The sequence below is a fragment of the Nitrosospira sp. TNL300 genome (assembly GCF_055385915.1).
In genome coordinates this window covers 2,086,299-2,099,595 of record NZ_AP041005.1, presented here as the reverse complement: position 1 = coordinate 2,099,595, position 13,297 = coordinate 2,086,299, and the positions used below count along the sequence as shown (strand labels likewise).

6 protein-coding genes are annotated in these 13,297 nt (G+C 57.0%); all 6 read left to right on the top strand.

What is annotated here, in order from left to right:
* The first annotated feature begins 1 nt into the window (after nucleotide 1).
* Nucleotides 2–229 carry a hypothetical protein gene (locus tag ACZ5BW_RS09580; protein ID WP_464539318.1) on the top strand — a complete coding sequence of 76 codons (228 nt, stop codon included), beginning with the start codon at nucleotides 2–4 and terminating at the stop codon, nucleotides 227–229.
* A 1,037-nt stretch (nucleotides 230–1,266) separates the two neighbouring features.
* Nucleotides 1,267–1,497: an MbtH family protein gene (locus ACZ5BW_RS09575; protein WP_464539316.1), complete on the top strand. Its 231-nt coding sequence runs from the start codon at nucleotides 1,267–1,269 to the stop codon at nucleotides 1,495–1,497.
* Nucleotides 1,497–2,258 (top strand): thioesterase II family protein, encoded by a 762-nt coding sequence (locus ACZ5BW_RS09570; protein ID WP_464539314.1) that lies wholly within the window; start codon nucleotides 1,497–1,499, stop codon nucleotides 2,256–2,258. Before ACZ5BW_RS09575 ends, ACZ5BW_RS09570 begins: the two co-directional genes overlap by 1 nt.
* Nucleotides 2,246–3,067, top strand: coding sequence for a 4'-phosphopantetheinyl transferase family protein (locus ACZ5BW_RS09565; protein ID WP_464539312.1), 822 nt, complete (start codon nucleotides 2,246–2,248; stop codon nucleotides 3,065–3,067). Before ACZ5BW_RS09570 ends, ACZ5BW_RS09565 begins: the two co-directional genes overlap by 13 nt.
* Before the next feature lie 35 nt (nucleotides 3,068–3,102).
* Nucleotides 3,103–8,517, top strand: a complete 5,415-nt coding sequence (locus ACZ5BW_RS09560; RefSeq protein ID WP_464539310.1) for an amino acid adenylation domain-containing protein — start codon at nucleotides 3,103–3,105, stop codon at nucleotides 8,515–8,517.
* Nucleotides 8,517–13,250: a type I polyketide synthase gene (locus tag ACZ5BW_RS09555; protein ID WP_464539308.1), complete on the top strand. Its 4,734-nt coding sequence runs from the start codon at nucleotides 8,517–8,519 to the stop codon at nucleotides 13,248–13,250. The genes ACZ5BW_RS09560 and ACZ5BW_RS09555 overlap by 1 nt, the downstream gene beginning before the upstream one ends.
* Nucleotides 13,251–13,297: the final 47 nt, after the last annotated feature.

Below are 13,297 nucleotides of genomic sequence, written 5' to 3'. Positions count from 1 at the left end.
AATGCCAAGGTACGAATTCATTGTTGGGGTGAGCCTGCCAATGCTGGAAGAAGAACTCAATCGACGAGTTGCAAGTGATCCTTGCCTGACGCTAAACCAGGTCATGTATGCTCCAGGAACGGGCTTTGTTGCCGTCATTGAGAACACCGAGGGTACTGAAGTCGCAAAAACTAAGCGGAAAGGCTCAGAGGAGATTAGGAAAAATCAACCGTCTCAGAAAACGTCCTGATTTTGTTTAAATGTCATTGCTATTCCCGGCGATATTTGAAATACAGAAGTAGAAATTTCTGCGTTGCCTATTTTAATAACTCACATCTCTTATCAGAGGGGAGCGGGATTCATTACATCCGGCGTACAATTCGCTTTAACAATCGTAGAGGGATTCCCCGATACAATTGAATAAGGAGGGACGCTCTCCGTAACGAATGCGCCTCCTGCGATTCTGCTTCCGCGACCTATAGTCACTCCTCCGACGATGATCGCGTGGGTTCGATCCAGACTTCGTCCTCAATGACGGGGTATTCAGTTTGACGATTTCCGTCAGGGGAAATGCGATCACGACGCCCAAGGGTGACCCCATGAAAAAGGGTTACGTTATTACCAATCCTTGCGCCTGGATTCACAACCAGACCCCAGCCATGTGTTATGGCTATACCTGCGCCAACCCTGGTCCGCCAGAAAAGTCTGCAGCCGCCAAGTGCGTCGACAAACGATGCATAATTTTCAAAGGGATGAGCGTAAGGCGTAGGAAACCCGGCTCTGCTGCCGCTGCCTGGCACAGCCTCATCGTTACGACCACCCGAAACGTTCTGCTAGTGATCGCCCCCTTGACTAGATGGCCCCAACTGAATTGCCCGTACTGACGATGGGTATCAGATTTCAGTTCATTCAATGTCATTGCTGACACCTGGATGCACTCATACTACTACCGGTTCCAATGCAGAGGTCAACAATCGAGGACAGGTTATTGCAGTCGAAATTGTTCCTGAATCTGAAATCTATGCCCTGATACTTGCCGGTTGGCTGTGGTTGGTTTTCTCGCAACATCTTTGCGAGAAAAGGCTACGAAAAAATTTTGTCCTGTTAGATTATAGCTGGCTTTGATCAAAAAGCCCTCCAGGCTATCAGTCATTTTCCTAAATTCTTCGAATCCTTATTCGTCTAGCTAAACAAGATTCCAAATAAGATTAAGACGCATTTCCAATCCGTGGAATTCGTCCAGGGAATCTGGAACGCCATCTGTTTACAGACATAAGGGGAACAAGCATGACAAGTTGCTTCGACCGCGAAGACGGGACGTTTCGCGTGCTGGTCAATCATGAAGAGCAGTACTCTATCTGGCCGGAGTGGAAAGCCATTCCGGGAGGATGGCGGGATACCGGGGTGCTGGGAGACAAGAAAACCTGCCTGGAACATGTAGAGAAAGTCTGGACGGATATGCGCCCCCTCAGCCTGAGGCGCTTCATGGACGAACAATGTCTCGCTGAAGCCAAGTGATGCCCGCACCTCTGACGCTTTTCGTGCTGCCTTGCGCAGGCGCGAGCTCGGTCATGTATCTGCGCTGGCGGCGCAGGTTGCCTTCCTGGGTGCAAGTGGAACCCGTCGAGTTGCCCGGCCGTGGAGGTCGCTTGGATGAAACATTCGAGAGGACCTTCCCTTTACTGGTCGAGCGCCTTGCGGAGGAGCTCGAGGCGTATCCGTCTCGGCGATATGCATTCTTTGGGCACAGCATGGGGGCGCTGCTCGCTTTCGGAATTACTCATTCCCTGCATAAGAGAGGAAAACCCTTGCCTCTTGCCCTGTTTGTGTCCGCCTGTACTGCACCCTCCCGGCAGGACTGGCGCCGCTATGCGGACAAGAATACCGACACATCGCTCATCGCCGATCTGCGCAAGCAGAACGGGACGCCGGAAGAAGTGTTTGAGAGCCCGGAGTTGTTGTCCATGACGCTCAGTCTGTTGCGCGCTGACTACCGCATCTGCGCAAGCTTCCGTCACGCACAATCCTTGCCTTTGCCGCTGCCGATTCATGTTTTTGGGGGCCGTGACGATGAAATTCATGAGTCGAAGCTGGAAGCGTGGCGATCCGAAACTACAGAAAATTTCTCGCTGGACCTGTTTGAAGGAGGGCATTTCTTTCTCCGGCAGCACGAAGAGGCTTTTCTTCACGTGCTCGTCCAGCGGATGGCGCTGCACCATCCGGAAGCATACCAAGAGGCACATCGAGAACCTGCTGATATGTCCCTATGTATTCCTTAAGGTATCCCCTAAGGCGCTTATCGCTGTCCGAGCGCATTCCGGATGGCATCGAAGTGTGGTTGCTCGAGTTTGATGTGGGGCTGTCGGTGCCGGATTCCGAACTGGCGTTGTTATCTGCAGAAGAGTGTGTGCATGCGCAACGGTTTCGACGGCAAGAAGACCGCGTGCGGTCCGTCGCAACCCGTGCCGCCCTGAGGCGACTTGTCGGAGCGCAGTTGATGCTGCCGCCCGACCGGCTGCGTTTCGTGGTCAATGCGTATGGCAAGCCGCGGCTGGAAGGTGAGTCGGAGATCGAGTTCAATGTCTCTCATGCCGGTTGTTGCGCCCTGATCGCTCTTTCGACCAGCGGACCGGTCGGCGTCGATATTGAATGCGAAGACCGTGCCTTCGATGCTAAAAACCTCGAGGACCTCGCAGCCTACGTCTTTTCCCCATTGGAGCGCCGGCTTGCGTTGTACACCTCCAAAGATTTCATCCGGCACTGGGCAGCGAAGGAATCCGTGCTGAAAGCCTTGGGATTGGGTATCTCCGAACACCTGCAATCCGTGTCCATTCTGCCCCGGGACGATGAAGCTTACGAGATTACGCATGATTCCCCGGAATGGCCGGAAATACAGGCCTGGCGCCTCCCGGTACCCGATGGCTATACAGCGGCCCTGGCATTACAGACTCATGACCGGCCTTCAGCTCAGGGGAAAAGCCACGAAGTGTCGCGACTGACTTCCCTGCCAGGATTGGATCGCTGCCAAGGTCGGGCTGCATATCCGCAGGTTTGCGATCAGTTCGCTCGCCAGATAGATCACGCCTGAAAAGGTTTCAAAGTCAGTCCACTGAAAGGTTCACTATGACGCCAAGGTCAATTTCTCACCGCGTTTATCCGCAAAACCTGGTTGCGCATCTTCGTAGTCTCGCGTTGGCACGTCCCACAGACCTCGCCTTGACGGCAGTACATCAGGAAGGCGAGAGAGCCGTGGAAAAAGCATTCGACTACACAACACTGGATCAGCATGTCCGCGCACTCGCAGCTATTTTGCAGGACCGTTTTTCGGCAGGCGAGCGCGCCCTGCTGCTCATGGAAAATGATGAGCATTACGTAATCGGCTTCTTCGCCTGTCTTTACGCAGGGCTCATCGCCGTGCCCGTTTTCCCACCGGAGATGATACGAGAACGGCACCTGGCACGCCTGCTCGCCATTGCAGCCGATGCTGAGGCACGCTGCATATTGACCACGAGCGAAATCATGCCACTGATTGCTCGTGCCGCAGTGGAACAGTTTTCTTATGCGACCATCCTGACTGTGGACACGGTGAAATGCGATAACGCCTTCGCATGGCGTGAATATTTTCCCAAAGAGGGAGATATCGCGTTTTTGCAATATACCTCCGGGTCTACATCCACGCCTAAAGGGGTAATGGTGAGCCACGGCAGTCTGATGACAAATGCAAGGGTGTTCGAGGAGGGCATGTTGATCAATGAAAACGACATATTCGTGAGCTGGTTGCCGCTGTATCACGATATGGGACTGATCGGCGGCTTGCTGCAACCCATCCATCGGGGCATTCCTGTCGTGCTGATGACGCCCCGGTTTTTTATCGAACGACCGGTACGATGGTTGAAAGCCATTTCGCACTATCGTGCGACGGTGAGTGGTGCGCCCAATTTTGCGTTTCAACTCTGTGCGGACCGGGTGAGCGATGCCCAATTACAAGAGCTCGACTTGTCGAGCTGGCGTGTCGCCTTTTCGGGCGCCGAACCGGTACGCCGGGAAACGATGAGAGCATTTATCGAACGCTTCGCACCGGCAGGGTTTCCACCTGGCACAATTTATCCGTGCTACGGTCTGGCCGAAGCAACGCTTTTTGTCGCCGGTGGGACGCGTGGAGACGGCATGGAGGCAAATTGCTTCTCTACCCGGATGCTGGCGCAAGGCAGAGCCGCGGTGGCAGAGCCAGGAACATCTCTGGTAGCTTGCGGTGTGCCGGCTTCCGGCCATACGGTAAGAGTTGTAGACCCGGAAACATATATCCAATTGTCCGATGGAACGATCGGGGAGATCTGGACGGATGGCGCCAGCCTTGCCTGCGGCTACTGGCGACGGCCAGAGGAGACAGCCGAAACTTTTGTTTCCCACGAGGGGGGACGTTGGCTGCGCACCGGAGATCTGGGCTTCATACATGATAGACAGTTGTACATTGCAGGAAGGCGCAAGGATCTCATTATCATAAGGGGGCAGAACGTCTACCCGCAGGACCTCGAGCAGGTGGTCGAGGATGAGGTGGAGGCGGCACGGAAGGGAAGGGTGGCCGCGTTTTCGGTAGAAACCGAAAACGGGGAAGGAATCGGCATCGCCGTGGAGATATCTCGCGGCATGCAGAAGCTTATCGCCGTCGAAACTCTGGTGCAGGCGTTGAGCGAGGCCGTGAGCGGAAGCTGTCACGAGCCGCTCTCGGTGGTGGTATTACTGAATCCGGGAGGCCTGCCCAAGACTTCCAGCGGAAAATTGCAGCGCACCGCCTGTCGGCAGGGCTGGCAAGAGCGCACCCTTGACGCGTATGCGATCTATGAGTTTGGCAATTTCGTGCTGGGTGACAGTAGCCGGCCTGTATCCACATTGACGGATGACGTCGAAATTTTGCTCGCGGGCATCTGGGAAACCGTGCTGAATCGCCGTGGGTTGGGGTGCGAGGACCATTTTTTTGCCAGTGGCGGAAATTCGCTCTCGGCAGTGCAAGCTGTGGCGCGTATTGCTGACCATTGGCAGATCGATTTTCCGCTCCGTAGCCTGTTCGAGAATTCGAAATTGAACGAGTGTGCGGAGGAAATCAAGCGCATTCTATCTGCCGGTGCCCCCAGGCGTACTGCAAGCATCAGCTTATTTCCCACCCGCGCCAGGATCAACGCAACTCAACCGGTGCCGCTTTCGTTTGGCCAGCAGCGTCTCTGGTTTCTATGGCAACTGGATCGGACGTCCACAGCCTATCACATCAAGCAGGCGCTGCGCTTGTCGGGATCCCTGGATGTGGAGGCATTGCAGGCCAGTCTTGACGGGCTGGTTGCGCGCCACGAATCTTTGCGCACCGTTTTCCGGCCGGGAGGGGAGGGTTCCGCCGAGCAGGTACTGAGACCGGTGTCGAGGGTGGATATTTCGCATATCGATCTGAATGGTGATCTCCCATCGGAGCGTGAAGCGCGTGCGAACGAGGAGGCCAACCGGATCATTTCCGCTCCCTTCGATCTGACACAAGGCCCATTGCTGCGAATGGTCCTGATCCGGCTTGAGCAGGATGAGCATATCCTGGTCATAGCCATGCATCACATTATCTCCGATGGTGCCTCGATGCAGGTACTGCTTGACGAACTCGCCGTCGGGTACCTGGCTCATGCCCAGGGGCAGTTGCCACAGCTCGATCCGTTACCCATCCGTTACGCGGACTACACCGAGTGGCAGCGCAACTGGCTGGAAGCAGGCGAGAAAGACAGGCAACTGGCCTACTGGCACGATTATCTGGGCACCGAGCACCCGGTATTGGAACTGCCGGCCGACCATCTCCGGCGGCCCGTGGCAAATTATCAGGCGGCCCGTCATTCTTTCGACCTGCCGCCGGATGTTCTGAACAGCCTCCGAAGCCTTGCCCAACGCCGTGATAATCGCAGTGCGACTCTTTTCATGGCGCTGATGGCGGGTTTTCAAGCCTTGCTCTACCGCCTTACAGGACAAAAGGATATTCGTGTCGGCGTACCGGTTGCCAATCGCAACCGGATTGAAACCAAGGGCATCGTCGGTTTTTTCGTGAATACTCAGGTACTGCGCGGGAAGGTTAACGGCCGCATGGCTTTGTCAACCCTGCTCGCGCAGGTCAGAGAAGCGGCAATCGACGCCCAGGCACACCCGGATTTGCCCTTCGAGCAACTGGTTGAAGCATTACAGCCGGAGAGAAGCTTGAGCCGGACGCCGCTCTTCCAGGTGACCCTTAATCACCTAGTAAGCGACCGGCGCAAGCTCGATCAGATCAAGGGACTGAAGATCGTTGACTATCCGCTGGGCGAGCAGGCTGCACAGTTCGAGCTGACGCTGGAAACGATCGAGTCACCTGATGGAAACGTGCGCGCAAGCTTCATCTATGCGTCGGAGCTCTTCGATACCCGCACGATCGAGCGCCTGGGACGCCATTATGTGACCCTGCTGCGCGCAATGGCCGGGCAGCCGGAAACGCCCATCGGCGATGTGCCTCTGTTGAACGAAAGCGATATGGCGCAGCTCGGAGCATGGGGAACATGGGGAACATGGGGAACGAATGCTGTAGCGCACCTTTCAGGTAGCGCGGTATCCCATCAATCCGCTCATCAAGTCGCGCATCAAGTCGCCCATGAAGCCGCTCATGAACCTGTGCATCGGCGCATAGAGCGTCAAGCGGAAGAACGTCCGAACGTCTGCGCCCTGATTTTCAACGATACCGAAATAACCTATCAGGAACTGAACCGCCGCTCAAACCAGCTCGCACACCATTTGATCGCTCTGGGAGTCAAAGCGGAAGTAAAGGTCGGCATTACGGTAGAACGTTCCATCGAGATGATCATCGGCCTGCTGGGCATTCTCAAGGCAGGAGGGGCATATGTACCGCTCGATCCCGACTATCCGCGCGAGCGCCTCAACTATCTGGTTGAGGACAGCGGCATCCGGTTGCTGTTGACGCAATCCCCTCTCAGGAATCGTATCCCCGATTCGGAAAAGCTTTCCGTGCTGGAACTGGATAGCGCCGACGTGAAGGGGGTAGCAGAGACCAACCCGGAGATTGTTCTGCATCCCGATAATCTCGCTTATGTCATCTACACATCCGGGTCGACCGGTAGGCCGAAAGGGGTAGGAGTAAGTCATGGTCCCCTGGCGATGCATCTGGCAGCGATCAGGGAAATCTACGACGTACGCCCTGGTGATCGCGAACTCATGTTTTTCTCGATGAATTTCGATGCGGCTGCGGAACAGTGGATCACACCCCTGTGCGAAGGTGCGACGCTTGTCCTTTCATCGACGCGCGACCTTGCTGGCGACGGTTTCGTCGATCGGATCGGAAAGCACAGCATAACCACACTGCACTTGCCGCCCGCTTATCTGCGGATGCTGCTTCCCTTGATGCAGGGCGGTGCCATGTCGGTTCGCACCTGCATAGCAGGGGGCGAAGCATGGTTTGCAGCGGATCTGGCCGCCACGCAGGCGGCTTTCCCGCAAGCCCGGCTGGTCAACGCCTATGGGCCCACCGAAACCGTCATCACCCCAGCCGCCTGGGTAGCCCCTGCGTCTGAAACTGCTGGGGCCGGTGCCATCGGCGAGTTCGCGCTCATCGGCCGTGCCGTTGGAGATCGCAAGTTGTACGTGCTCGATGAAGACTTGAATGTCGTGCCTCCGGGGTGTGTCGGAGAACTCTATATCGGTGGAACAGGGCTGGCCCGCGGATACCTCGATCGTCCCGGTCTCACCGCAGACCGGTTCGTTGCCGATCCTTTCGTGTCGGATGGAAGCCGCCTTTATCGCACGGGAGATCGGGTCCGTTGGCGCAATGAGGACAATGGTGGCCAACTCGAATACCTGGGTCGGCTCGATCACCAGGTCAAGCTTCGCGGTTTCCGGGTTGAGTTGGGGGAAATCGAAGGCCAGTTGCTGGCGCAGCCCGGAGTTCGCGAGGCGGCGGTAGTGGCACAGGAAAGCCGCAATGGAGCGCGTCTCATCGCCTACGTCGCCTCGCATCAGGGCGTAACACTCAACGCATCCATGCTCAAGACTGCGCTTGCCACCGTGCTTCCGGATTACATGCTGCCTGGTTCGTTTGTGCTGCTCGATAGGCTGCCGCTCAACCCCAACGGCAAAGTTGATCGCCAGGCGTTGCCCTTGCCCTTGGCTGAGCAGATCGATGAGGCCGCCTATCAGGCGCCCGTGAATGCTGTGGAGACGATGATTTCGGAGATCTGGGCGGAAGTCCTGGAACTACCCCGAGTGGGGCTGCACAACAATTTTTTCGATCTGGGCGGGCATTCGCTGCTGCTCATTAAGGTGCAATGCAAGCTGGAAGAGCGGTTGAAAACACGCATCGCCATTATCGACCTTTTCAGATATACCACCGTCGCGAGCCTGGCCAGATTCCTTAGTCAGGAGGATAGGCAGGCGGATAAGGAGCACCTGCCCTTGCAGCGCCACCAGGAACGGGCGCAGCGGCAGAGAGCGACTTTCATACAACGCAAGCTGAGAGCGGAGAGGACGCATTAATGGATCATACGGAAGATTTTTCGGAGAGAGCCGATATCGATATCGCAATTATCGGTATGGCAGGCCGTTTTCCCGGCGCGGACAACGTGGAGGCTTTCTGGCGCAATTTGCGGGATGGAGTCGAGTCCGTTACTTTCTTTACCGACGAGGAGCTCCTGGCGCGAGGGGTCTCGCGCAAGACCCTGGAAGATCCGCACTACATCAAAGCGGGCGCCGAACTGCCCGGCGTCGACCTTTTCGATGCCTCTTTCTTTGGTTATACCCCGCGCGAAGCGGCGGAAACGGACCCCCAGCACCGGCTGTTCCTGGAGGTGGCCTGGCAGGCGCTGGAAGATGCCGGCTATGACGCGTCGAACTGCAGCGTCCCGGTCGGGGTTTATGCCGGCTGTGGAGTTAACACCTACCTGTTGCTGAATCTGTTTTCCAGCGGGCGGTTTTCGGATATGCACGACATTTCTTCCCTGCAAGGGTTGATGAATGGGAACAACAAGGATTCCATGACGACGACCGTCTCCTACAAGCTCAATCTGCGCGGACCGGGAATCACCGTGCAGACAGCCTGTTCCACCTCGCTCGCAGCCGTGCATGTCGCCTGCCGTGGCCTGCTCAATCACGAGGCGGATATGGCCATGGCCGGGGGTGTCTGGATCAATCTGTTGCACGAGGGCGGTTATCGATACGAGCCTGGGGCGATCCTGTCACCGGATGGCCACTGCCGGGCGTTTGACACAAAGGCCGCGGGCACCGTGATCGGCAGCGGGGTGGGGATTGTCGTGCTCAAGCGGCTGTCGGACGCACTCTCCGATGGCGATACGATTCATGCCGTAATTAAAGGGTCCGCAATCAACAACGACGGTTCGGCCAAGGTGGGCTACACCGCACCGAGCGCGGAAGGCCAGGCGGAAGTGATTCTGGCTGCTCAGGCCATTGCCGGCGTAGACGCCGACACGATCAGCTACGTGGAGACGCATGGCACGGGAACGACGATCGGCGACCCGATCGAGATCGCCGCGCTCACGCAAGCCTTCCGCGAAAGCACGAACAGGCGCGGATTCTGCGCCATTGGATCGGTCAAAACGAATGTAGGCCATCTGGATGCAGCAGCAGGCGTCGCGGGCCTGATCAAAACTGTCCTGGCAATGAAGCATCGAACCCTTCCGCCCAGCCTAAATTTCGAGCAGCCCAATCCACAAATCGATTTTTCCTCGAGCCCTTTTTACGTGAACACCGCGAGCAGGGATTGGCCGAATGGATCTACACCGCGGCGCGCGGGGGTGAGTTCCTTCGGCATCGGGGGGACCAACGTGCACGTGGTGCTCGAAGAAGCTCCGCCCGTAGAGTCCGTGAGTCCCTCACGCGCCTGTCAGTTGCTCACACTCTCGGCGCGCACGCCCACGGCGCTGGAGTCGATGATTGCCGGGTTGCACGAGCATCTGCGCGCACATCCCGGTTTGCCACTTGACGACACCGCTTATACCCTTCAAACGGGAAGAAAAAGTTTTGCCCACCGTGCAGTAGTGCTGTGTCACGACAGGGATGAGGCGCTCAGCGTTTTGGAAGGAAAGCCTGCGGATCGCTTTGTTACCGGACAAGTGACCTCGGAAAATCGCCCCATAGTCTTTCTTTTCCCCGGTCAGGGTGCCCAGCATATCGATATGGCGCGGGAGCTTTACCACGGGGAGGCGGTTTTTCGGCGGGAATTCGATCGCTGCGTCGAATTGCTGCAACCCCACCTGAATTTCGACCTGCGCGCCACCTTATATCCTAACCTTGAGGGTAGGGATGAGGCATGGAAGAAAGAGTTGTCCGCGCGCCTCGAACAGACGGAAGTCACCCAGCCCGCACTCTTTGTCGTCGAATATGCTCTCGCACAGCTATGGATGTCCTGGGGCATCCAGCCAGCGGCAATGATCGGCCACAGTGTGGGCGAATACGTTGCGGCGTGTCTTGCGGGCGTATTTTCGCTCAAAGACGCGCTGCGCCTGGTTGCCCTGCGTGGGCGCTTGCTCCAGCAGACGGAGACAGGCGGCATGCTTGCAGTCATGTTGCCCGAGGCGGAAATAACGCCTTACTTGTCGGAAAGGTCGGAAGGCTGCGACCTCGCCGCCGTCAACGGACCTGAGTTGTGCGTCCTTTCAGGCTCGGTCCCTGCAATTGAAGCATTGGAAACCGATCTGGGCAATAAAGGTATCGGGACGCGGCGCCTCCACGTCTCCCATGCATTTCATTCCTGCCTGGTCGAGCCGATGTTGCCGGCTTTCATGGAACTGGTTTCCGCCATGGAGTTGTGCCAACCACGGATTCCCTTTCTTTCCAATCTCAGCGGCGACTGGATTACTTCCCAGGAAGCCACCGACCCCGGCTATTGGAGACGGCAGGTGCGCGGTACGGTACGTTTCGACGATGGGCTGCGCGAGCTGTTGGGCAATCCCGATCGAATCCTGCTGGAGGTGGGACCGGGCGAAACATTGACTACCCTTGCGCGGCGTCATTCCGAAGCAAAACCGGAGCACCTCATCCTTTCATCCTTGCCTCATCCTGGCAGAGTAGACCAGTCTCAAGCACATTTTTATCTTTGCCTGGGGAGATTGTGGCTTGCCGGGGCCGATATCGATTGGGGGAGTTTTTACGCTGACGAGCATCGCCGCCGCGTCTCCTTGCCGACTTACCCATTCGAGCGCCAGTCATACTGGATCAAGCCCGGGAGCCTGAAGACGGGGAAGACCGCGAAGACCGCAAAGGCAGGGGGGGAAGAAAACATGCCTCGGCTCATGGCTGGCCTTGAGTCAAGTGCACGCCCGCAGTTGACAGATAATGGCGGGCCGGTAGCTCGACCGCTCGATGAATGGTTTTACACCCCTTCGTGGCGCCGCTCGGGCAGCATTGACCAAGAGAGCGTCCTCCTGGACGAGGGAAGATCAATCATCATCTTCCAGGATGATCATCCCTTCGGGATGGCCCTGATAGAGCATTTGCTTACGCTGGGAATAAAACCTGTCATCGTTTCCATGGGCTCGGCCTTTCACCGCGAGGACAAGGATCACTATATCGTCCGTCCGGGCGAACGGCAGGATTACGATCTTCTGTTGCGCAACATCGGCGAGGATGGCAGGACTCTCGGGCATGTCTTTCACTTGTGGAGCATGACCGGGAACGATGACACCTGTATCTACAACAGGGAAAGCCAGGTCGAAAATCAAGTGGAAATCGAGGCCAGGAACTTCTTCAGCCTGTTTTATCTCGCGCAGGCGCTGGAGAGTGCCAAACAGGTGATCCCGAGCGACGCGAAGGTCGAAATTACGGTCATCACCGACCAGTTCGAGGATGTCACCGGCAGCGAATCCCTTCGCCCGGAAAAAGCACTGTTGCTTGGGCCCTGCAAGGTCATTCCCCAGGAATATGCTTACCTGACCTGCCGACTGGTTGATGTCGAGTTGCCAGCAGGCGACGATACTGCAAAAAACCGGCTTGTACGTCAGATAGTGGCCGAGTCTCAGGCTGAGCCGGTTTCCTCAATGGTCGCTTACCGGGGGCCGCACCGCTGGATTCAGACTTTCGAACCCATCCAATATCGGAAGCCGGGGAAAACGCGCCTTCGCCTTCGAAATGGCGGCGTCTATCTGATTACCGGCGGGCTCGGCGGCATCGGATTGACGCTGGCCGAACATCTGGCGCAGAACTATCGCGCAAAGCTGGTGCTGCTGGGGCGTTCCCCGCTTCCTGCCCGCGAGCAGTGGCCTAATCTGATTTCGAAGATGGGAAAAGGGGATCCCGTCCGCAGCAAGATCGAGAAAGTGATGCACCTGGAGGCCCTGGGCGCGGAAGTGCTGGTATTGCAGGCCGATGTTGCGATCCAGGCCGAGCTGAAAACGGCGGTGACGCACGCCTATGAGCGCTTCGGCGCTATTCACGGTGTGATTCATTCTGCGGGAGAGGTCGGCACCGATCTCATTTCGGTGAAGACCGAGGAGATGGTGGCAAAAGTGTTTGCACCCAAGATACAGGGAACGCGAGCATTACAGGCCGTATTCAAGGATGCCTCCCTGGATTTCATGCTGCTGTGCTCATCGCTGGCAACTATTGCGGGTGGCCTCAGCAAAGTCGATTATTGTGCCGCCAATGCCTACCTCGATGCTGTCGCCCGCGGGGCTACCCGTTCTGCCGATAGCGATTCCATATTTCCCGTCATATCCGTCAACTGGGATAGCTGGCGGGACGTGGGGATGGCAGCCAATATGGCAATGCCCCAGGGGATGGGAATTTCGCCAAGAGAAGGAGCCGAGGCTTTCGAGCGCATCGTCAATAGCGTAGCCAGGCCGCAGGTGATCGTCTCCACCCTTGATTTGCATAGCCGGCTCAACCAGACGCAGGAGGACCTGGTAGATCTGGTCGGGCAGTCTTCTGCGCTTGCGGAGAGCCGGCAGCCTGAACAGGGAGGCCAGCAACGCTATCCGCGACCTGCCTTGCACACGGTTTTTGTCGCTCCCGAGAGCGATCTGGAGAAGAGCATCGCAGAGATCTGGCAGAGCCTGCTTGGAATGGACGCCGTCGGTATTCATGACAATCTGTTTGAGCTGGGGGGGGATTCGTTGCTGGGTATTCAACTGCTTTCGAGAGTACGCACAGTTTTCGGAATCGACATGCGTCCTGCAGACTTTTTCCGGTCTCCCACCGTTGCAGGTCTCGCCGAGTTGGTGGAAACGAAATTGCTGGACGAGATCGAGTGCTCATGATTGCATCCTTGCGAGGTGAAGTCATTCTGTCTCCTGATGCCTCGTCA

Excerpts from the sequence above, each read along its gene's own strand:
- ACZ5BW_RS09570 (WP_464539314.1), top strand. The coding sequence starts at position 1,497 with ATGCCCGCACCTCTGACGCTTTTCGTGCTGCCTTGCGCAGGCGCGAGC.
- ACZ5BW_RS09580 (WP_464539318.1), top strand. The coding sequence starts at position 2 with ATGCCAAGGTACGAATTCATTGTTGGGGTGAGCCTGCCAATGCTGGAA.
- ACZ5BW_RS09560 (WP_464539310.1), top strand. The coding sequence starts at position 3,103 with ATGACGCCAAGGTCAATTTCTCACCGCGTTTATCCGCAAAACCTGGTT.
- ACZ5BW_RS09575 (WP_464539316.1), top strand. The coding sequence starts at position 1,267 with ATGACAAGTTGCTTCGACCGCGAAGACGGGACGTTTCGCGTGCTGGTC.
- ACZ5BW_RS09565 (WP_464539312.1), top strand. The coding sequence starts at position 2,246 with ATGTATTCCTTAAGGTATCCCCTAAGGCGCTTATCGCTGTCCGAGCGC.
- ACZ5BW_RS09555 (WP_464539308.1), top strand. The coding sequence starts at position 8,517 with ATGGATCATACGGAAGATTTTTCGGAGAGAGCCGATATCGATATCGCA.